This window comes from Enterobacter sp. E12 (assembly GCF_014596715.2).
GTDB lineage: Bacteria > Pseudomonadota > Gammaproteobacteria > Enterobacterales > Enterobacteriaceae > Enterobacter > Enterobacter bugandensis.
The window spans coordinates 3,756,470-3,777,952 of the sequence record NZ_CP115601.1; the positions used below are offsets into that span (position 1 = coordinate 3,756,470).

A 21,483-nucleotide genomic window follows, 5' to 3' on the forward strand; every position below is an offset into this window, starting at 1 on the left:
GATGAAACTGTCACGCGTGAGTGCCGTTAACTGGAACAAGATTCAGGACGATAAAGACCTGGAGGTGTGGAACCGCCTGACCAGCAACTTCTGGCTGCCGGAAAAGGTGCCGCTCTCCAATGATATTCCAGCCTGGCAGACGCTGAGCCACGCCGAACAGCAGCTGACGATCCGCGTCTTTACCGGCCTGACGCTGCTGGACACCATTCAGAATACCGTCGGTGCGCCCGCTCTGATGAGCGACGCGCTGACGCCGCACGAAGAGGCGGTGATGTCGAACATCAGCTTTATGGAGGCGGTGCACGCCCGCTCCTACAGCTCGATTTTCTCCACGCTGTGCCAGACCAAAGACGTGGACGCGGCCTACGCCTGGAGCGAAGAGAGCGCGTCATTGCAGCGCAAGGCGGAGCTGGTGCTGGAGTATTACCGCGCCGACGAGCCGCTGAAGAAGAAGATCGCCAGCGTGTTCCTGGAATCCTTCCTCTTCTATTCCGGCTTCTGGCTGCCCATGTACTGGTCGAGCCGGGGCAAGCTCACTAACACCGCCGATTTGATTCGCCTCATTATCCGTGACGAGGCGGTGCACGGGTATTACATCGGCTATAAGTATCAGAAAGGGCTGGAGAAAGTCAGCCCGGAAAAACGCGAGGAACTCGAGGGTTTCGCCCTCGATTTGCTGATGGATCTGTATGACAACGAGTTGAGCTATACCGAAGAGCTGTACGCCGGAACGGGCTGGGAAGAGGACGTGAAAGCGTTTCTCTGCTACAACGCGAACAAAGCGCTGATGAACCTGGGCTACGACGCGCTTTTCCCGCCGGAGATGGCGGAGGTAAACCCGGCGATCCTCGCGGCGCTGTCGCCCAATGCGGACGAAAACCACGATTTCTTCTCCGGGTCCGGATCGTCGTACGTGATGGGTAAAGCGGTGGAAACAGAAGATGAGGACTGGGATTTTTAATGTATGAATTAACGTTCATTAATTAAATATAAATCTCATTATTTCCACACCACTATTTCACCAGGCACTACACTGTAATTTCCCCGTCATATTCGCCTGAATCACACCGATTCAGGCGAATTTCCCGACGCAGCAGCAAAAAATTGAGAAAAATTCAAACCGCCCTCAGCCCTTTATTCATGGGAAATTCAGCCGTTTCGCTTGCAGCAAAATTCCGGCATCAAGCCAAGTCAGGGTTGTCTCAGATTCTCAGTATGTTAGGGTTATGCCCGTTAACAATTTACCATGGTAATCATATCGACATAAACAAATAACAGGACACTCTCTATTGCATGGCAATTAAATTAGAAGTGAAAAATCTTTATAAAATATTTGGCGAGCACCCGCAGCGCGCATTCAAATATATTGAGAAAGGCCTTTCGAAAGAGCAAATTCTGGAAAAAACCGGGCTGTCGCTTGGCGTTAAAGACGCCAGTCTGGCCATTGAAGAAGGCGAGATTTTTGTCATCATGGGGTTATCCGGTTCGGGTAAATCCACTATGGTTCGCCTTCTCAATCGCCTGATTGAACCCACCCGCGGACAGGTGCTGATTGACGGCGTGGATATCGCCAGAATCTCAGACGCAGAACTCCGCGAGGTGCGCAGAAAGAAGATCGCAATGGTGTTTCAGTCATTCGCGCTGATGCCGCATATGACGGTGCTCGATAATACCGCCTTCGGTATGGAATTAGCCGGCACGCCTGCTCAGGAACGTCAGGAAAAAGCCCTGGATGCTTTGCGTCAGGTTGGGCTGGAAAATTACGCTCATGCCTACCCGGACGAGCTTTCGGGCGGGATGCGTCAGCGCGTCGGATTAGCCCGCGCGTTAGCCATTAATCCAGACATATTATTAATGGATGAAGCCTTCTCCGCCCTCGATCCTTTAATTCGCACCGAGATGCAGGATGAGCTGGTAAAATTACAGGCCAAACACCAGCGCACCATTGTCTTTATTTCTCACGATCTCGATGAAGCCATGCGTATTGGCGACCGCATTGCCATTATGCAAAATGGCGAAGTGGTGCAGGTCGGCACGCCGGATGAAATTCTGAATAATCCGGCAAATGATTACGTGCGCACCTTCTTCCGCGGCGTGGATATTAGCCAGGTATTTAGCGCGAAAGATATTGCCCGACGAACGCCAAACGGCATTATCCGAAAAACGCCAGGCTTCGGCCCGCGCTCCGCGCTGAAGCTGTTGCAAGATGAAGACCGTGAATACGGTTATCTGGTTGAACGCGGTAATAAATTTGTCGGCGTTGTCTCTATCGACTCTCTGAAAAACGCCCTGAGCGAAAACCAGGGAATCGATGCGGCGTTGATTGACGCTCCACTTGCCGTGGATGCCGAAACGCCGCTTAGCGAGTTGCTCTCTCACGTGGGTCAGGCGCCTTGCGCCGTGCCGGTTGTCGGTGAAGAACAACAGTACGTTGGCATCATCTCAAAACGGATGCTGCTACAGGCTTTAGATCGCGAGGGGGCAAACAATGGCTGATCAATCAAACCCATGGGGTACCACTGAAGCTGTGGACAGCGCGGCGCAATCTGCCGATGCGTGGGGTTCCACGCCCGCACCTGCTGACGGCGGCGGCGCGGCGGACTGGCTCAACAGCGCACCCGCGCCTGCGCCAGAGCATTTCAATATTATGGATCCGTTCCACAAGACGCTGATCCCGCTGGACAGCTGGGTGACAGAGGGGATCGACTGGGTCGTTACCCATTTCCGCCCGGTGTTCCAGGGGATCCGCATCCCGGTGGATTACATCCTGAACGGCTTCCAGCAGCTGATGCTGGGCATGCCGGCGCCCGTGGCGATAATCCTGTTCTCGCTGATCGCGTGGCAGTTCGGTAGCGCGGGTATGGGCGTCGCCACGCTGATCTCCCTGATTGCCATCGGCGCGATTGGCGCGTGGTCTCAGGCGATGATTACCCTGGCGCTGGTGCTGACTGCCCTGCTCTTCTGCATTGTCATCGGCCTGCCGATGGGGATCTGGCTGGCGCGCAGCCCGCGAGCGGCGAAGATTATTCGTCCCCTGCTGGATGCGATGCAGACCACCCCGGCGTTCGTCTATCTGGTGCCTATCGTGATGCTGTTCGGCATCGGTAACGTGCCGGGCGTGGTGGTGACCATTATCTTCGCCCTGCCGCCGATTATTCGCCTGACGATTCTGGGCATTAACCAGGTGCCTGCGGATCTGATTGAGGCCTCGCGCTCGTTCGGCGCCAGCCCGCGTCAGATGCTGTTTAAGGTTCAGCTTCCGCTGGCGATGCCGACCATTATGGCGGGCGTTAACCAGACGCTGATGCTGGCACTGTCCATGGTGGTGATCGCCTCGATGATCGCCGTTGGCGGTCTCGGCCAGATGGTGCTGCGCGGTATTGGCCGTCTCGACATGGGGCTGGCGACCGTCGGCGGCGTCGGGATTGTGATCCTCGCCATTATTCTTGACCGCCTGACCCAGGCTGTCGGTCGTGATTCACGCAGTCGCGGCAACCGTCGCTGGTACACCACCGGCCCTGTCGGGTTACTGACCCGCCCATTTACAAAATAAGGAACAACGATGCGACATAACGTACTTTTTGCCACAGCGTTTGCCACCCTTGTCTCCACCAGCGCGTTTGCCGCTGACCTGCCGGGCAAAGGCATTACCGTGCAGCCGGTGCAGAGCACCATTTCAGAAGAGAGCTTCCAGACCCTGCTCGTCAGCCGCGCGCTGGAGAAACTCGGCTACACGGTTAACACGCCGAGCGAAGTGGATTACAACGTGGGCTACACCTCGATTGCCTCCGGTGACGCCACCTTTACCGCAGTGAACTGGCAGCCGCTGCACGACGACATGTATGCCGCCGCCGGTGGTGACAAGAAATTCTACCGCGAAGGCACCTTCGTGACGGGCGCAGCGCAGGGGTATCTGATCGACAAGAAAACCGCCGACCAGTACCACATCACCAATATTGAACAGCTGAAAGATCCGAAGATCGCCAAACTGTTCGACACCAACGGTGACGGTAAAGCCGACATGATGGGCTGCTCGCCGGGCTGGGGCTGTGAAGCGGTGATTAACCACCAGAACAAAGCCTTCGATCTGGCGAAAACCGTCGACGTGAGCCACGGCAACTACTCCGCGATGATGGCCGATACCATTGCCCGCTTTAAGGAAGGCAAGCCGGTGATCTACTACACCTGGACACCGTACTGGGTGAGCGACGTGCTGAAGCCGGGTAAAGACGTGGTGTGGCTGCAGGTGCCGTTCTCCTCTCTGCCGGGCGAGCAGAAAGATATCGACACCAAACTGCCGAATGGCATGAACTATGGCTTCCCGGTGAACACCATGCACATCGTGGCGAACAAAGCCTGGGCGGAGAAAAACCCGGCTGCGGCGAAGCTGTTCTCGGTGATGAAGCTGCCGCTGGCGGACATCAACGCCCAGAATGCGATGATGCACGCGGGCAAATCCTCTGAGGCGGATGTTAAAGGCCACGTGGATGGCTGGATCAAAGCCCACCAGCAGCAGTTTGATGGCTGGGTGAAAGAGGCGCTTGCGGCGCAGAAGTAAAAACACAGCACAACCTTACCCCTCACCCCGGACCGTACACCCCTCTGGGGTGTGGGTTAGGGTGAGGGGATTAACCGCACAAACCCACACATAACAATCCCCCAACATTCACAATCATTAGCTATTATGGTTTCCGGAAAAATAATCACTTAACTCACGATTCCTGAAACTAATGACAAAAACATCTCAGGGGCTTAGCCCCGCACTCATCCTTTTAATGTCCGTGGCAACGGGTCTGGCAGTCGCCAGCAACTATTACGCACAACCTCTGCTTGATACTATCGCGCGCGCCTTTGATCTCTCAGCCAGCTCCGCCGGCTTTATCGTCACCGCTGCGCAGCTAGGCTATGCGGCAGGGCTGCTGTTCCTGGTGCCATTGGGCGATATGTTTGAGCGCCGGATGCTTATCGTCTCTATGACGCTTCTGGCGGCAGGCGGCATGCTGATCACCGCCAGCAGTCAGTCGCTGACGATGATGATCGTCGGTACCGCGCTAACGGGGCTTTTCTCCGTCGTGGCGCAAATCCTGGTGCCTCTCGCCGCAACGCTCGCCTCGCCGGAAAAACGCGGCAAAGTGGTCGGCACTATCATGAGCGGCCTGCTGCTGGGCATTCTGCTGGCGCGAACCGTTGCCGGGCTGCTGGCAAGCCTCGGCGGCTGGCGCACCGTCTACTGGGTGGCGAGCGTATTGATGGTGGTGATGGCGCTGGCGCTGTGGCGCGGGCTGCCGAAGGTGAAGCAGGAAAACCACCTGAATTACCCGCAGCTTCTGGCCTCCGTGTTTAGCCTGTTCACGCAGGATAAACTGCTGCGCACCCGCGCTCTGCTGGGGTGTTTAACCTTCGCCAACTTCAGCATTCTCTGGACGTCGATGGCGTTTCTGCTGGCAGCACCGCCGTTCAATTATTCCGAAGGGGTGATTGGTCTGTTCGGTCTGGCCGGTGCAGCAGGTGCACTGGGCGCTCGCCCGGCAGGCGGGCTGGCTGATAAAGGCAAATCGCACATGACCACGACAGCCGGACTGATTTTGCTCCTGCTCTCCTGGGCGGCCATCTGGTATGGGCACGTCTCGGTGCTGGCGCTGATCGTCGGTATTCTGGTGCTCGATCTCACCGTACAGGGTGTGCACATCACCAACCAGACCGTGATTTACCGCGTGAAGCCCGAGGCGCGTAACCGCCTCACGGCCGGATACATGACCAGCTACTTCATTGGTGGTGCGGCGGGTTCGTTAATATCAGCGTCGGCGTGGCAGCATGCCGGCTGGTCAGGTGTGTGCGGGATAGGGGCACTCGTCGCCGCGCTTAACCTGGTTGTATGGTGGCGCGGCTATCATCGTCAGGAAGCAATTCATTAAGTTTTACATTGCTTTGGGCCTCTTAGGGTGTAAAGGGGCCCGGCAGTCTGTTAATGTAAACGTAATCATTTATCCCAGAAATTTTAATGTGGGTGACATATCTACAATTGGCATGAATAGTTCAGACCCCCGTCCCCACATCCTCTCTTCAGCGGGTTTATACCCTACGCTTTCTGTGCTCACCGGGTCACGGACTTACCCGGCGCTCTTTGATGGTGGCATTCGTTTGGCGGATATAACCGCACAAATAATTCATTTACATTATTTGTCACCATCGTTACTATATCGGCTGTAATTAATGAGGTTATGCCCAAAATGGATAGTTCGTTTACGCCCATTGAACAAATGCTTAAATTCCGCGCCAGTCGTCATGAGGACTTCCCGTATCAGGAAATCCTGTTGACCCGCCTGTGCATGCACATGCAGGGTAAGCTACTGGAAAATCGTAATAAAATGCTGAAAGCTCAAGGGATTAACGAGACGTTGTTTATGGCGTTGATTACGCTGGAGTCTCAGGAAAACCATAGCATTCAGCCTTCTGAGCTGAGCTGCGCGCTGGGATCGTCCCGTACCAATGCGACCCGTATTGCCGATGAGCTGGAAAAGCGCGGCTGGATTGAGCGCCGTGAAAGCGATAACGATCGCCGCTGCCTGCATCTGCAATTGACCGATAAAGGTCACCAGTTCCTGCGTGAGGTGCTGCCACCTCAGCACAATTGCCTGCACAAACTCTGGTCTGCCCTCAGTACTTCCGAGCGCGACCAGCTTGAGCATATCACTCGCAAGCTGCTCACCCGTCTGGACCAGATGGATGAAGAAGGCGCTGTTCTTGAGGCGCTGCGCTAACGCGACGACACGCTCAACAATCCAGATTTATATAAGAAAACCGACAGGCCAGCACGTCACACTGCTGGCCTTTCTGACAACAGGTCGGCTCAGCCGATGTGAAAATAAGAAGATCGTGGAGAACAACAATGAGCGCAAATGCGGAGAGCACTACCCCGCAGCAACCGGCCAATAAGAAAGGCAAACGTAAAAGTGCCCTTCTTCTGTTGACCTTGCTCTTTATTATTATTGCCGTGGCATATGGGATCTATTGGTTTTTAGTATTGCGTCATGCAGAAGAGACTGACGACGCATACGTGGCAGGGAACCAGGTACAGATTATGGCGCAGGTGTCGGGCAGCGTGACGAAAGTCTGGGCTGACAATACCGACTTTGTGCAAAAAGGCGATGTGTTGGTGACCCTCGATCCAACCGACGCCCAGCAGGCATTTGAGAAAGCCCAGACCGCGCTGGCCTCCAGCGTCCGTCAGACCCGCCAGCTGATGATCAACAGTAAACAGCTGCAGGCCAACATCGACGTGCAGAAAACCGCACTCGCGCAGGCGCAGAGCGACCTGAATCGCCGTGTACCGCTCGGCACGGCCAACCTGATTGGCCGTGAAGAGCTGCAGCACGCCCGCGACGCCGTCGCCAGCGCTCAGGCACAGCTGGATGTGGCCATTCAACAGTACAACGCCAACCAGGCGATGGTGCTCGGCACCAGCCTCGAAAACCAGCCCGCCGTACAACAGGCGGCGACTGAAGTACGCAACGCATGGCTTGCCCTGCAGCGTACCAAAATCGTCAGCCCGATGACCGGCTACGTCTCCCGCCGTTCCGTCCAGCCAGGGGCGCAGATTAGCCCGACCACGCCGCTGATGGCGGTCGTGCCGGCAGACAACCTGTGGGTAGACGCCAACTTTAAAGAGACGCAGCTCGCCCATATGCGTATCGGCCAGACCGCGACGGTCGTCAGCGACATCTATGGCGATGACGTGAAGTACACCGGGAAAGTGGTGGGTCTGGATATGGGGACCGGCAGCGCCTTCTCCCTGCTGCCTGCGCAAAACGCCACCGGTAACTGGATTAAAGTGGTTCAGCGTCTGCCCGTGCGTATCGAGCTGGATGCCAAACAGCTGGCGGATCACCCGCTGCGTATCGGCCTCTCAACGCTTGTGACGGTCGATACCGCCAACCGCGACGGTCAGATCCTGGCAAGCCAGGTGCGTAGCAGCCCGGTTTATGAAAGTAACGCCCGTGAAATTAGCCTCGATCCGGTCAACAAACTGATCGATGACATCGTGAAGGCAAACGCCGGTTAAACCGAAGGTGAGCGTTATGCAACAGCAAAAGCCGCAAAAACCGCTGGAAGGCGCGCAGCTGGTCATTATGACCATTGCGCTGTCGCTGGCGACATTCATGCAGGTGCTGGACTCCACCATCGCAAACGTGGCGATCCCAACCATCGCCGGCAACCTTGGCTCGTCGCTGAGCCAGGGGACCTGGGTCATTACTTCGTTTGGGGTGGCAAACGCCATCTCCATCCCTATCACCGGCTGGCTGGCGAAGCGCGTCGGTGAGGTGAAGCTGTTCCTCTGGTCCACGGTAGCGTTTGTTCTTGCCTCCTGGGCGTGCGGCATGTCCAGCAGCCTGACGATGCTGATTTTCTTCCGCGTCATTCAGGGGATTGTCGCCGGGCCGCTGATCCCGCTGTCGCAGAGTTTGCTGCTGAGCAACTACCCCCCAGCAAAACGTTCGGTCGCGCTGGCGCTATGGTCAATGACCGTTATCGTCGCGCCTATCTGCGGACCGATTCTGGGCGGGTACATCAGCGATAACTACCACTGGGGCTGGATCTTCTTTATCAACGTACCGATTGGCGCCGTCGTGGTATTGATGACGCTGCAGTCGCTGCGGGGACGAGAGACGCGCACCGAACAGCGCCGTATCGACAGCATCGGGCTGGCGCTGCTGATCCTGGGTATCGGCAGTCTGCAGATCATGCTCGACCGCGGTAAAGAGCTCGACTGGTTCAACTCGCAGGAGATCATCATCCTGACCATTGTCGCGGTGGTGTCGATAAGCTTCCTGATTGTCTGGGAGCTGACGGACGACAACCCGATTGTCGATCTCTCGCTCTTCAAATCGCGAAACTTCACCATCGGCTGCCTGTGTATCAGCCTCGCCTATATGCTCTACTTCGGCGCGATTGTTCTGCTGCCGCAGCTGTTGCAGGAGGTGTATGGCTATACCGCGACCTGGGCGGGTCTGGCCTCAGCGCCCGTTGGGGTGATCCCGGTTCTGCTGTCGCCGATTATTGGCCGCTTCGCCCACAAGCTCGACATGCGTCGGCTGGTGACGTTCAGCTTCATTATGTACGCCGTGTGCTTCTACTGGCGCGCGTATACCTTTGAGCCGGGAATGGACTTTGGCGCCTCGGCGTGGCCGCAGTTCATTCAGGGCTTTGCGGTGGCGTGCTTCTTTATGCCGCTGACCACCATTACGCTCTCTGGCCTGCCGCCTGAGCGTCTGGCGGCGGCATCAAGTCTGTCGAACTTCACCCGTACGCTAGCGGGTTCCATCGGGACGTCGATCACCACCACCCTGTGGACCAACCGTGAATCGATGCACCATGCCCAGCTGACCGAAGCGGTGAACCCGTACAATCCGAATGCCCAGCAGATGTACAGTCAGCTTCAGGGCATGGGGATGACGGAGCAGCAGGCATCCGGCTGGATTGCCCAGCAGATCACCAACCAGGGGCTGATTATCTCGGCAAACGAGATTTTCTGGATATCAGCGGGGATCTTCATCGTCCTGCTGGGGCTGGTGTGGTTTGCCAGACCGCCGTTTGGCGCCGGTGGCGGCGGCGGAGGGGCGCACTAATTCGCGTTGTCCAGAACGCGACAGCGATTGTCAGTTTCGATGAAGCAGCGCTCCTGAAATCAATTCACGATAGTGAAAAGACAACAGGAGCGCATCATGCTGAACACACCCGCCGACAAATACCAGCCTTATCCCACCGTTTCATTGCCCGACCGCCGCTGGCCGGAGCAGACCATCACCCGCGCGCCGCGCTGGCTTTCGACAGACTTACGCGACGGCAACCAGGCGCTTGCCGAGCCGATGGACAGCGCGCGCAAGCTGCAGTTCTGGGATTTGCTGCTGGGCTGCGGATTTAAAGAGATTGAGGTCGCCTTCCCGTCCGCCTCGCAGACCGACTTCAACTTTGTCCGCCAGCTCATCGAAGAGAACCGCATTCCGGATGACGTCACGATTCAGGTGTTAACACAGGCGCGGGAAGATCTTATCCATCGTACTTTTGAATCCCTGCGCGGCGCGAAGCAGGCCACCGTCCACCTGTATAACGCCACCGCCCCGCTGTTCCGCCGCCTGGTGTTCGGCATGGAGAAAGCGCAGATCGTCGAGCTGGCCACCCGCGCCACGCGGCTTATCCGCCAGCTTTGTGAAGAGAACCCTGAAACCCGCTGGCAGTACGAGTACTCCCCGGAAACCTTCTGCTTTACCGAGCCGGAGTTTGCGCTGGAGATTTGTGAAGCCGTGGCGGAGATCTGGCAGCCGTGCGATGAACGGCCAATGGTGATCAACTTACCCGCTACCGTCGAGGTCAGTACGCCGAACGTCTATGCCGATCAGATAGAGTATTTCTGCCGCCACTTCAGCCGTCGCCGCGACGTTTGCATCAGCGTGCATCCGCATAACGACCGCGGAACGGGCGTCGCCAGCGCGGAGCTGGCGGTGATGGCCGGGGCCGACCGCGTAGAGGGCTGCCTTTTTGGCAACGGCGAACGCACGGGCAACGTTTGCCTGGTAACGCTGGCGATGAACCTCTACAGCCAGGGCATTAGTCCCAATCTGGACTTTAGCGATATGAATCGGGTGGTCGAAACGGTAGAGGCCTGCAACCAGTTGCCTGTCCATCCGCGCCATCCGTGGGCAGGACGGCTGGCCTATACCGCCTTCTCCGGCTCGCACCAGGACGCCATTAAGAAAGGCTTTGATGCCCGCAGGCCTGGCGATCGCTGGGAGATGCCCTATCTGCCCGTCGATCCGCAGGACATCGGCTGCACCTACGAAGCGGTGATCCGCGTGAACAGCCAGTCAGGAAAAAGCGGCAGCGCCTGGCTTATTGAGCAAAACCACGGCCTGAAGCTGCCCCGCGCCCTGCAGCAGGATTTTAGCCATCACGTGCAGCAGGAAACGGATCGCCACGGGAAAGAAATGACGCAGAACGCACTGTGGCAGCTATTCCGCACCCGCTACGGGCTGGTAACGACGCCGCAGCTGGCGCTGCAATCCTACCGCAGCGACGGCCAGCAGGACGGCCAGCTGCGGCTGACGGCAAGCGTCGTCATGCAGGGGGTAACGCGCCAGCTGGAGGGTCAGGGCAACGGTCTGCTCTCCGCTGCCGCGCAGGGCCTGAGCCGCTGGGTCAACGCGCCGTTTGTGATTAAGGATTATCACGAACATACGCTGGGCGAACGCAGCGACAGCCGCTCGGTGGCCTATATCCGCTGCCTGTTCCAGGACGGCACGAGCAGCTGGGGCGTGGGCATTGACAGCGACGTGGCGCGCGCGTCGCTTCAGGCGCTGTTTAACGCGGTCAGTCGTTCTTAAAGTAATCGCTGGGAGAGATACCCATCGCCCGGCGGAACATCGCCGTAAAGGCGCTGTGGCTGCCGTATCCCAGATCCAGCGCCACGCGCAGCACCGGCTGGCCCTGCGCCAGCCGCACTAAGGCTTCCAGCAGGCGCGCCCTTCTCACCCACTCGCCGTAGCTTAACCCGGTCTGCTGCTGAAAATGGCGGTTCAGCGTACGCTCGCTCATGCCGAGCAAGCTCGCGCTCTGTTGACCGCTCCAGCTTTCACCTGGTAACTGACGGACCTGCCGACATAGCTGGCGTAACGCTTCACTTTCCGGTTCCGGCAGGTGAAACGGCAGCACCGGCATGATGCGAATTTCATCCAGAATGAGCTCATACACGCGCTCGTCACGGCTTCCCGGCGAGTACGACTCCGGTAGCGTCAGGGAGGTGAGGATCAGCTCGCGCAGCAGCGGGGAGATCTGCACGATCTGACAGGTCGCCGGGAGATCGGCTCGCGCCAGCGGATCGATAAACAGCGTGCGGGCTGCAACGTTGCCGGTGATGCGAAGCGAGTGCTGTGTTCCCGCCGGTAGCCAGACGCCGCGCCCGGGCGGCACTACCCAGCAGCCGGATGCGGTATCGACCCGCACGACGCCCGTCAGGCTGTGCAGCAGCTGCGCGCAGTCGTGCTCATGCCACGGCTCGCTATCGCCATGAGCATAATCATGCGAAAACGGCACAAGCGGGCGATGGGTAAAGGAGAAGGTGGTGGTTGTCGTCATGAGGATTGTAGGCCCGGCCAGCGAAGCGCCACCGGGCATCCACAGGCACAATACTAGATGTGCAGCTCCTGCAGTTTTTCTTTTGGCAGGGCCAGCTCTTCATTGCTGTTTACGCGTACGTCACGCTCGATGATGTGACGGGCAATTTCCTGGGCTTCTTCCAGAGAGTGCATCTGGTAAGTGCCGCACTGGTAAACGTTCAGCTCAGGGATCTGGTTCTGCTCTTTCACTTTCAGCACGTCTTCCATCGCCGCTTTCCACGCATCGGCGACGCGTTTCTCTTCAGGCTGACCAATCAGGCTCATGTAGAAGCCGGTACGGCAGCCCATCGGAGAGATGTCGATGATCTCAACGCCGTTGCCGTTCAGGTGGTCACGCATGAAACCGGCGAACAGGTGTTCCAGGGTGTGAATGCCTTTCTCCGGCATCACTTCTTTATTCGGCACGCAGAAGCGCAGATCGAATACGGTGATCGTGTCGCCGTGCGGGGTGTGCATGGTCTTCGCCACGCGGACTGCAGGTGCTTCCATACGGGTATGGTCGACAGTAAAGCTATCTAATAACGGCATACGTCACCTCCGATAGTGATTTTTTTAAAATAAACTGAACTCTTCTACAGAATGCACGTCTGAGTATATGAAAGACGCGCATTTGTTATCATCATCCCTGAATTCAGAGATGTATATTTTGGCCACAGCGATGTGGCCTTTTTCTTTTCTGCTTAAGCCTGCTTCGCCAGAAACGCCTCAAACGACTCCGTATCCGCCGCTTCAACCTCTTTCTGACGCACCAGGGACGCGTCGCGCTCCGCGACAAAATCCGCTTCGCTCAGGATCTCTAACGGCTCCTGTATCAGCATCTCACGGTACTCCGCTGAGAGTGAACGCCCCGTGCCGCCAATCCCCTGCTCGATCATGGTGCGCAAAATGCGCGCAGAGAACGTCAGTTCCGGATTATCAAAGCATTCCACCAGCTGGTCGCAAATCTGTTGATACGCGTCGCCGCCGTCGATGCTGTCCAGGGTGCGGGCAACACGCTTCAGGTCACGGAACAGATCCTTACCAACCTTAGCCAGCGGGAACTGCGCCGTTTCGCAGCCAATACCCAGCGTCAGACCCGGTTTACGGCCTTCCAGAATCACGCGGTTCCAGTTCGTGCGCGTACAAAGCAGTTCGTCTGAACTCATTTCCGGCGCATCCGCCAGCGCGCACCAGACCATAAACAGATCCAGGAAGCGAACCTGCTGCTCGTCAACGCCAATCGGTGAGAACGGGTTGATGTCCAGCGAGCGCACTTCAATGTATTCAATGCCGCCGCGCTGCAGCGCATCCGACGGCGTTTCACCGCTGCGCGTCACGCGCTTCGGACGAATTGGCGCATACAGTTCGTTTTCAATCTGCAATACGTTGCTGTTGATTTGCAGGCGCTTTCCGTCTTTTTCGAGGCCGATTTTCGCGTACTCTTCCGACGGAGTTTTAATCGCCCGCTTCAATCCTGCCACATATTCGTGCAATTCGTTAAACGTAATACCGAGATTGCTTTGCGATTTATTGGTATAGCCCAGATCGCTCATGCGCAGAGAAGTCGCGTACGGGAGATAGTACATGCCACACTCGGTTTTTTCGAACGGCAGCGTGGTCGGTTTCCCCTGCAGGAACGATGAACAAATGGCAGGCGACGCGCCAAACAGATACGGAATCACCCAGCCAAAACGGTAATAGTTGCGGATCAGACGGAAATAACCGGCGGAGATCGCTTCTTTATCCGTTTCTCCCCCCTTCGCCTGCCAGAACGCCATCGGCAAAGAGAAATTGTAGTGCACGCCAGAGATCGTCTGCATCAGCGCGCCGTAGCGATTTTTAAGACCTTCGCGATAGAGCGTTTTCAGCCGACCAATGTTTGACGTGCCGTACTGCGCCAGCTCAATCTCCTGGCCCTGCTCGATATAGCACGGCATGCTGAGCGGCCACATACGCTCATCGCCGAGATTGCGCGCGGTGTAGCGATGGATGTCGCGCAGGATCGTCAGCATATGATCAATATCGCCGTCCACCGGCGTAATGAACTCCAGCAGCGCTTCAGCGAAATCGGTTGTGATCCATTTATGTGTCAGCGCCGAGCCTAACGCCTTCGGGTGACCCGTCGTCGCTAAGCTACCGTCCGCGTTAACGCGCAGCGTTTCACGCTCAAGACCACGCTGAATACCCTTCAGAGCCTGAGGGTGGTTTTCCAGCCAGGCCAGCGCCTGAGATACGTCCGGGATCAAATTGACCTCCCGCCTGTCAAAGTAATGTTACTCAGCATAATTGTAATGGTTGACGATTGAAGGTCGCGTATTCATTCCACCAATTAGTGCCACCACGTCATACCCTGTAGTGTTGCCCACGCCACGAGAACATAGCGCAACGCCTTGCCAAGGCACAAAAAAAAGAGCACCGGTCCCCAGGAGATGCGCATCCATCCCGCCAGCAGACACAGTAAATCGCCTATTACAGGCATCCAGCTTAATAACAGCGTGGCAGCGCCATAGCGTTTTAGCCAGCCGACTGCCTTTTCCTGCCAGCGCGATTTTTCGCGCAGCGGAAAGAAACGCCCAAGAATAACGTTAGTCAGCCCTCCAAGGCTATTACCCATTGTTGCTATTAATACAAGCAGCCAGGGCTGACTCACGCCGGACAACAGCATCGCCACCAGTACCACTTCCGAATTTCCCGGTAACAGCGTGGCGCTTAGAAAACTGCTGGCGAATAATGAGGCAAGCGACAGCGCGTCACTCACAGTAAGCGCACATCCACCGCCGCCATTCCGGCATCACGCGCGGCCTGAATACCGAAGTCGGCATCTTCAAACACGACGCATTTTGCCGCCGGTACGCCCATTAATTCTGCACAAAGCAGGAAGGTGTCCGGCGCGGGCTTGTGATTTTTAACATGATCGGCGGCCACCACGGCAGAAAAATAGTGGCGCAGGCCAAGATGGTTGAGCAACGCTTCTGCTATCGCGCTCTCGCTGCCCGTCCCGACAGACATCGGGCGACGCCCGTGCCACTCTTTTACCACATCAATCAGTGGCAGAGGGCGTACGGTATCTAAAAGCATGGCTTTTACCGCATCGGTTTTTTCACGCGCGAGAAGGTGTGGGTCGAGATCGGCCTGATTCAGTTCAATCACGGCCTGCGCAATACGCCAGGTTGGGGATCCGTTGAGGGCAATCATCGCCTGAAGGTCGAAACGCATGCCGTAGCGGCCAAGGACCTCGGTCCAGGCTTGACGATGCGTGGGTTCAGTATCCAGGATGGTGCCATCCATGTCGAAGATCAAACCGTCATACTGTGCGTACATCGTGCTCTCGCTAAACGATTAACAAAGCATTACTTTATCGTAAAAGGGGGTTTTTGTCGCTGATTGAGAAGTGATAACTACGAGAGTGATTAAGAACTAAACATCGAAGGGAATAACAGAAGGGATGGTGCATCCGGGAGGATTCGAACCTCCGACCGCTCGGTTCGTAGCCGAGTACTCTATCCAGCTGAGCTACGGATGCATCGGGGAAATGCTTTTAGAAACAGTAAATGGTGCATCCGGGAGGATTACTCGGCTGCGCCTCGCCCTTCGGGCCGTTGCTAAAGCAACGTTATCCTCCCTGGTGCTTGCGATTAACTCGCAGAGCTTGAAAAAACAGCATCGCTGTTATCTCGGAGAATATGGTGCATCCGGGAGGATTCGAACCTCCGACCGCTCGGTTCGTAGCCGAGTACTCTATCCAGCTGAGCTACGGATGCATCGGGATTTACTACTGTACTGCTCGATATTCATATCACTTCGAAAGCAATATGAAGTAATAGATGGTGCATCCGGGAGGATTCGAACCTCCGACCGCTCGGTTCGTAGCCGAGTACTCTATCCAGCTGAGCTACGGATGCATCGGGATTTACTACTGTACTGCTCGATATTCATATCACTTCGAAAGCAATATGAAGTAATAGATGGTGCATCCGGGAGGATTCGAACCTCCGACCGCTCGGTTCGTAGCCGAGTACTCTATCCAGCTGAGCTACGGATGCAAAATGGCGGTGAGGCGGGGATTCGAACCCCGGATGCAGCTTTTGACCGCATACTCCCTTAGCAGGGGAGCGCCTTCAGCCTCTCGGCCACCTCACCACACAACGCCTCTTTCGAGTGCTTCGAGTGACTCGTTAAGAGCTTCTCGTCGCTGCGTGGCGCATATATTACTTTCTGGGACTTATAAGTCAAACAATTTTCCAAAAGCTTTTATCGTTTGCACAAATCACACGCAATTCGCATGTAAAAGCCGCAAAGAGGGTGTTTTATAAGCGGATTTTGCAGGCAATGCCACAGAAAACATCTGCCGAAATGGCGGTATTGAGACGAGTTAAGGGTAACGGAGTGGTTAAAAAGAGAGCGATTGAAATTAAACGGTAACTTTGAGCAGGAAAAATAGCGGGAGGGTTGCGTCTCGCCCGACAGCGAGACGCGACAATATCAGTAACTGGACTGCTGGGATTTTTCAGCCTGGATACGCTGGTAGATCTCTTCACGGTGGACAGATACTTCTTTAGGAGCGTTAACACCAATACGTACCTGGTTACCCTTTACCCCTAAAACTGTCACGGTGACCTCATCCCCAATCATGAGGGTCTCACCAACTCGACGAGTCAGAATCAGCATTCTTTGCTCCTTGAAAGATTAAAAGAGTCGGGTCTCTTGTATCCCGGCATTATCCATCATATAACGCCAAAAAGTAAGCGATGACAAACACGTAAAGTGTAAGCAGTCACGGCATCACATTCTGTTAAACGTAAGTTTAGCCGATATACACAAACTCAACCTGACTTTATCGTTATCGATAGCACAGTGAACAAGACGCCATAACGTTGCCGCTATGGCGTCTGCTTGTGCTTTGTAGTTATTACAGTTTCGCGCTTACCCAGCTTTCAACGCTGGCTAATGCCGCAGGAAGTGCCGCCGCATCCGTACCACCGGCTTGCGCCATGTCCGGACGACCGCCACCCTTGCCGCCCACCTGCTGAGCGACCATACCAATCAGTTCCCCTGCTTTAACGCGGTCGGTCACATCCTTAGAGACGCCCGCAATCAGAGAAACCTTACCTTCTGCCACCGTCGCCAGCACGATAACGGTAGAACCAAGCTGGTTCTTGAGATCGTCGACCATAGTACGCAGCATCTTAGGCTCAACGCCCGCCAGATCGCTGACCAGCAGTTTGACGCCCTTAATGTCTACCGCTTTACTGGAGAGGTTTGCACTCTCCTGCGCCGCAGCCTGTTCTTTCAGCTGCTGGAGTTCTTTTTCCAGCTGACGAGTACGATCCAGCGCAACGCGCACTTTCTCGCCCAGATTCTGGCTATCGCCTTTCAGCAGCTGCGCGATGTCGTGCAGCTGATCGCTCTGCGCATGCAGGCTGGCGATTGCGCCTTCACCGGTCACCGCTTCAATACGACGCACACCTGCAGCCGTACCGGATTCGGAAACAATGCGGAACAGGCCGATGTCACCGGTGCGCGAGGCGTGAGTACCGCCGCACAGTTCGGTAGAGAAGTCGCCCATGCTCAGCACGCGAACGCGCTCGTCATATTTCTCGCCAAACAGCGCCATCGCACCTTTTTTCTTCGCGTCCTCAAGATCCATGATGTGGGTCTCAATTGGCAGGTTACGACGGATCTGCGCGTTCACCAGGTCTTCCACCGCGCGAATTTCAGACGGCTTCATCGCTTCAAAATGCGAGAAGTCGAAGCGCAGCACTTTATCGTTTACCAGAGAACCTTTCTGTGCAACGTGGGTACCCAGCACGTCGCGCAGGGCTGCGTGCATCAGGTGGGTTGCAGAGTGGTTCAGACGAATGCGCGCACGGCGTGCTTCATCAACGTTAGCCTGTACGCCCTCGCCCACTTTCAGAGAACCGGATACCAGTTTGCCCTGGTGACCGATCGCCTGACCGTATTTCTGGGTGTCGCTGACGCTGAAGCTAAAACCGTTGCCTTTCAGTTCGCCTTTATCGCCAACCTGACCGCCGGATTCCGCATAGAACGGCGTTTTGTCCAGAATGACAACGGCTTCCTGACCCGCGCTGATGCTGTCTACGGCTTTACCGTCAACAAACAGGGCGGTCACTTTGCCGGTCAGTTCCAGCGCTTCATAACCTTTGAATTCAGACGCGCTATCAACGCGGATCATCGCGTTGTAGTCTGCACCGAAACCGCTGGACTCACGCGCACGACGACGCTGCTCTTCCATCGCAGCTTCAAATCCTGCTTCATCAACTTTGATGTTGCGCTCGCGGCAAACGTCCGCCGTCAGGTCAACCGGGAAGCCGTAGGTGTCGTACAGGCGGAAAGCGGTTTCGCCATCCAGCGTGTCACCCTTAAGCTTCGCCAGTTCTTCGTCCAGCAGCGCCAGACCGCGCTCCAGCGTACGAGCGAACTGCTCTTCTTCGGTTTTCAGAACCTGCTCAACCTGCGCCTGCTGGCGTTTCAGCTCGTCGCCGGCTGACCCCATCACGCCAATCAGTGGCCCAACGAGTTTATAAAAGAAGGTGTCCTTCGCGCCCAGCATGTTGCCGTGACGGATCGCACGGCGAATGATGCGACGCAGCACGTAGCCACGGTTTTCATTCGACGGAATAACGCCGTCGGCAATCAGGAACGCACAGGAACGAATATGGTCTGCGATAACGCGCAGCGATTTGTTGTTCAGATCGGTCGCGCCGGTAACGTTCGCAACGGCTTTGATCAGAGTGCTGAACAGGTCAATCTCGTAGTTGGAGTTAACGTGCTGCAGAACCGCGGCGATACGCTCCAGGCCCATACCGGTATCAACGGATGGCTTCGGCAGCGGCTCCATAGTGCCGTCAGCCTGGCGGTTGAACTGCATGAAGACGATGTTCCAGATCTCAATATAGCGATCGCCGTCTTCTTCCGGGCTGCCTGGAGGGCCACCCCAGATATGGTCGCCGTGATCGTAGAAGATCTCGGTGCACGGACCGCAAGGACCGGTGTCGCCCATCTGCCAGAAGTTATCAGACGCATATGGCGCGCCTTTGTTATCACCGATGCGAATAATACGCTCGCGCGGGATACCCACTTCTTTTTCCCAGATTTCGAACGCTTCGTCATCGGTTTCGTAGACGGTCACCCACAGACGCTCTTTCGGCAGGTTGAACCAGTTTTCACCGGTCAGCAGCTCCCATGCGTATTGAATGGCATCATGTTTGAAGTAGTCGCCGAAGCTGAAGTTACCCAGCATTTCGAAGAAGGTGTGATGGCGCGCGGTGTAACCGACGTTTTCCAGGTCGTTGTGTTTACCGCCCGCACGCACGCAACGCTGTGAGGTTGTGGCGCGGGAATAATTACGCTTGTCGAGACCAAGGAACACATCCTTGAACTGGTTCATCCCGGCGTTGGTAAACAGCAGAGTCGGATCGTTGTTCGGTACCAGGGAGCTGCTGGCAACAACCTGGTGTCCCTTACTATGGAAAAAATCGAGAAACGCCTGACGGATCTCAGCGGTGCTCTTGCTCATAATTATCCTGAAATCAAGCTAACGAAATGTCGTAGCCAGCCTGTATCGGTAAACCGTTGGACGGACCAGCTACTGGAAAAAGTGGGAATAAGATAAGTTTTCTTTAGTGGGAAGTAAAATCCCGCATGCGTTCAATCGGCAAAATTACGCCAGATATCCTGAATATCTTCCATCAGAAAGCCGCGGTAGAGCAAAAAGCGCTGGATTTTGACTTTTTCTGAAAATTCACGCGGCAGCGGTTCGCCGTACTTACGAATCGCCTGCTCTTTTGCCAGTTCGCACCAGTCCGTGTCGCTTTCGCGCATCGCTTTTTCGATGGACTCCCTGGCCACCCCTTTCTGGCTTAGCTCCTGGCGGATGCGCGCGGGCCCATACCCTTTGCGACCACGGCTGGCGAGAAAACGCGAGGCAAACCGGTCATCGTCCAGGTAATGATGCTCATAGCACCAGGCCACCACGCGGTCGTAGTCTTCCGCAGTGGCATCAATCTCCTCCGGCCCGTTTTTGCTCATGACGGGCGCTGACAGCTTCCGCCGCAGCTCCTGTTCACTGTGGTCGCGCACGGCGAGAATGCGTACCGCACGATCCAGCAAGCGCGCGTAGGCGGGTCGGCGTGATGTCGGTTCACTCATAAAAAACCTGCAGAATCAGAAATGCAAAAAGGGCCGCGTCAGCAGCCCTTCATCTTTACACGAGAGACTTAAAAGTCTTCGTTGGTTTCTTCAGCATCCGCAGCATCCACCACGAAATCAGGTTTGGAGTCCTGGTTGTTCAGCAGAAGCTCACGCACCTTCTTCTCAATCTCTTTCGCCGCAGCCGGGTTCTCTTTCAGCCAGGAGATAGCATTCGCTTTACCCTGACCAATCTTGTCACCGTTGTAGCTGTACCAGGCGCCCGCTTTTTCAATCAGCTTCTCTTTCACGCCCAGGTCAACCAGCTCGCCGAGGAAGTTGATACCTTCGCCGTAGAGGATCTGGAATTCGGCCTGTTTGAACGGTGCTGCGATTTTGTTCTTCACAACCTTCACGCGGGTTTCGCTACCCACCACGTTCTCGCCCTCTTTCACCGCGCCGATACGGCGGATATCCAGACGGACAGAGGCGTAGAATTTCAGGGCGTTACCACCGGTGGTGGTTTCCGGATTACCGAACATCACACCAATTTTCATACGGATCTGGTTGATGAAGATCAGCAGCGTATTGGACTGCTTCAGGTTACCGGCCAGCTTACGCATCGCCTGGCTCATCATACGTGCCGCGAGGCCCATGTGAGAGTCACCGATTTCACCTTCGATTTCCGCTTTTGGCGTCAGCGCCGCAACGGAGTCGACGATGATCACGTCAACCGCACCGGAGCGTGCCAGCGCGTCACAAATTTCCAGCGCCTGCTCGCCGGTGTCCGGCTGGGAACACAGCAGGTTGTCGATATCAACGCCCAGCTTACGGGCATAGACCGGGTCCAGCGCGTGCTCGGCATCGATAAACGCACAGGTTTTACCTTCGCGCTGCGCCGCTGCAACAACCTGCAGGGTCAGCGTCGTTTTACCTGAGGATTCCGGACCGTAGATTTCTACGATACGCCCCATCGGCAAACCGCCCGCGCCCAGTGCGATATCCAGAGAAAGCGAACCGGTGGAGATAGTTTCCACATCCATGGAACGGTCTTCACCCAGGCGCATGATGGAGCCTTTACCGAATTGCTTTTCAATCTGGCCCAGTGCTGCCGCCAACGCTTTCTGTTTGTTTTCGTCGATAGCCATTATTACTCCTGTCATGCCGGGAGAAGCAACTGCGCTTC

At 56.1% G+C, this 21,483-nt stretch carries 18 protein-coding genes and 5 tRNA genes; 9 read left to right on the forward strand and 14 right to left on the reverse strand.

Annotation, left to right across the window (positions count from 1 at the left end; genetic code table 11):
* The first annotated feature begins 1 nt into the window (after nucleotide 1).
* The 9 genes from nrdF to leuA all read left to right on the forward strand — a co-directional run bounded on the left by nrdF (nucleotide 2) and on the right by leuA (nucleotide 11,378).
* Nucleotides 2-961, forward strand: a complete 960-nt coding sequence (nrdF, locus tag IB212_RS17915) for a class 1b ribonucleoside-diphosphate reductase subunit beta (protein ID WP_041908527.1) — start codon at nucleotides 2-4, stop codon at nucleotides 959-961.
* Nucleotides 962-1,293: 332 nt separating this feature from the next.
* The gene (gene proV / locus IB212_RS17920) at nucleotides 1,294-2,496 is read left to right on the forward strand and encodes a glycine betaine/L-proline ABC transporter ATP-binding protein ProV (protein WP_028014177.1); all 1,203 of its coding nucleotides are present in this window, start codon (nucleotides 1,294-1,296) and stop codon (nucleotides 2,494-2,496) included.
* Nucleotides 2,489-3,553 carry a glycine betaine/L-proline ABC transporter permease ProW gene (gene proW, locus IB212_RS17925; RefSeq protein ID WP_041908525.1) on the forward strand — a complete coding sequence of 355 codons (1,065 nt, stop codon included), beginning with the start codon at nucleotides 2,489-2,491 and terminating at the stop codon, nucleotides 3,551-3,553. The genes proV and proW overlap by 8 nt, the downstream gene beginning before the upstream one ends.
* 9 nt (nucleotides 3,554-3,562) lie before the next feature.
* Nucleotides 3,563-4,558 (forward strand): glycine betaine/L-proline ABC transporter substrate-binding protein ProX, encoded by a 996-nt coding sequence (gene proX / locus IB212_RS17930; RefSeq protein WP_041908524.1) that lies wholly within the window; start codon nucleotides 3,563-3,565, stop codon nucleotides 4,556-4,558.
* 172 nt (nucleotides 4,559-4,730) lie between these two features.
* Complete coding sequence (locus tag IB212_RS17935; protein ID WP_028014180.1) at nucleotides 4,731-5,915, forward strand: MFS transporter; 1,185 nt, start codon at nucleotides 4,731-4,733, stop codon at nucleotides 5,913-5,915.
* Nucleotides 5,916-6,230: 315 nt separating this feature from the next.
* Complete coding sequence (mprA, locus tag IB212_RS17940; RefSeq protein WP_041911975.1) at nucleotides 6,231-6,761, forward strand: transcriptional repressor MprA; 531 nt, start codon at nucleotides 6,231-6,233, stop codon at nucleotides 6,759-6,761.
* A gap of 128 nt (nucleotides 6,762-6,889) precedes the next feature.
* Nucleotides 6,890-8,062 (forward strand): multidrug efflux MFS transporter periplasmic adaptor subunit EmrA, encoded by a 1,173-nt coding sequence (emrA, locus tag IB212_RS17945; protein ID WP_021241959.1) that lies wholly within the window; start codon nucleotides 6,890-6,892, stop codon nucleotides 8,060-8,062.
* Between the two features lie 16 nt (nucleotides 8,063-8,078).
* On the forward strand, nucleotides 8,079-9,626 hold the full coding sequence (emrB, locus tag IB212_RS17950; protein ID WP_028014182.1) for a multidrug efflux MFS transporter permease subunit EmrB: 1,548 nt from the start codon (nucleotides 8,079-8,081) through the stop codon (nucleotides 9,624-9,626).
* Between the two features lie 96 nt (nucleotides 9,627-9,722).
* The gene (gene leuA, locus IB212_RS17955) at nucleotides 9,723-11,378 is read left to right on the forward strand and encodes a 2-isopropylmalate synthase (protein WP_188245876.1); all 1,656 of its coding nucleotides are present in this window, start codon (nucleotides 9,723-9,725) and stop codon (nucleotides 11,376-11,378) included.
* On the opposite strand, the gene IB212_RS17960 is transcribed toward leuA, so the two are convergent.
* From IB212_RS17960 to recA, 14 genes are all read right to left on the reverse strand, one after another.
* The gene (locus tag IB212_RS17960) at nucleotides 11,365-12,129 is read right to left on the reverse strand and encodes a helix-turn-helix domain-containing protein (protein WP_045260898.1); all 765 of its coding nucleotides are present in this window, start codon (nucleotides 12,127-12,129) and stop codon (nucleotides 11,365-11,367) included. The two genes, leuA and IB212_RS17960, sit on opposite strands and share 14 nt — an antisense overlap.
* A gap of 53 nt (nucleotides 12,130-12,182) precedes the next feature.
* The gene (luxS, locus tag IB212_RS17965) at nucleotides 12,183-12,698 is read right to left on the reverse strand and encodes an S-ribosylhomocysteine lyase (protein ID WP_008499539.1); all 516 of its coding nucleotides are present in this window, start codon (nucleotides 12,696-12,698) and stop codon (nucleotides 12,183-12,185) included.
* A 152-nt stretch (nucleotides 12,699-12,850) separates the two neighbouring features.
* Nucleotides 12,851-14,395, reverse strand: coding sequence for a glutamate--cysteine ligase (gshA, locus tag IB212_RS17970; RefSeq protein ID WP_126344971.1), 1,545 nt, complete (start codon nucleotides 14,393-14,395; stop codon nucleotides 12,851-12,853).
* Nucleotides 14,396-14,478: 83 nt separating this feature from the next.
* Complete coding sequence (locus IB212_RS17975; protein ID WP_008499541.1) at nucleotides 14,479-14,907, reverse strand: YqaA family protein; 429 nt, start codon at nucleotides 14,905-14,907, stop codon at nucleotides 14,479-14,481.
* Complete coding sequence (gene yqaB / locus IB212_RS17980) at nucleotides 14,904-15,470, reverse strand: fructose-1-phosphate/6-phosphogluconate phosphatase (protein WP_028014186.1); 567 nt, start codon at nucleotides 15,468-15,470, stop codon at nucleotides 14,904-14,906. The genes IB212_RS17975 and yqaB overlap by 4 nt, the downstream gene beginning before the upstream one ends.
* A 125-nt stretch (nucleotides 15,471-15,595) precedes the next feature.
* Nucleotides 15,596-15,672: transfer RNA gene (locus IB212_RS17985), tRNA-Arg, on the reverse strand.
* 161 nt (nucleotides 15,673-15,833) lie between these two features.
* A tRNA-Arg gene (locus IB212_RS17990) sits at nucleotides 15,834-15,910 on the reverse strand.
* Nucleotides 15,911-15,974: 64 nt separating this feature from the next.
* A tRNA-Arg gene (locus IB212_RS17995) sits at nucleotides 15,975-16,051 on the reverse strand.
* A 64-nt stretch (nucleotides 16,052-16,115) separates the two neighbouring features.
* A tRNA-Arg gene (locus IB212_RS18000) sits at nucleotides 16,116-16,192 on the reverse strand.
* Between the two features lie 4 nt (nucleotides 16,193-16,196).
* A tRNA-Ser gene (locus IB212_RS18005) sits at nucleotides 16,197-16,289 on the reverse strand.
* Between the two features lie 342 nt (nucleotides 16,290-16,631).
* Entirely contained in the window at nucleotides 16,632-16,817 is a 186-nt protein-coding gene (gene csrA, locus IB212_RS18010; protein WP_000906486.1) for a carbon storage regulator CsrA, read from the reverse strand.
* Nucleotides 16,818-17,058: 241 nt separating this feature from the next.
* A complete protein-coding gene (gene alaS / locus IB212_RS18015; protein WP_028014187.1) occupies nucleotides 17,059-19,686 on the reverse strand; it encodes an alanine--tRNA ligase in 2,628 nt (875 codons plus the stop codon).
* A 131-nt stretch (nucleotides 19,687-19,817) separates the two neighbouring features.
* Nucleotides 19,818-20,318 carry a recombination regulator RecX gene (gene recX / locus IB212_RS18020; protein ID WP_045629917.1) on the reverse strand — a complete coding sequence of 167 codons (501 nt, stop codon included), beginning with the start codon at nucleotides 20,316-20,318 and terminating at the stop codon, nucleotides 19,818-19,820.
* A 68-nt stretch (nucleotides 20,319-20,386) separates the two neighbouring features.
* A complete protein-coding gene (gene recA / locus IB212_RS18025; protein ID WP_028014189.1) occupies nucleotides 20,387-21,445 on the reverse strand; it encodes a recombinase RecA in 1,059 nt (352 codons plus the stop codon).
* Between the last annotated feature and the right edge of the window lie 38 nt (nucleotides 21,446-21,483).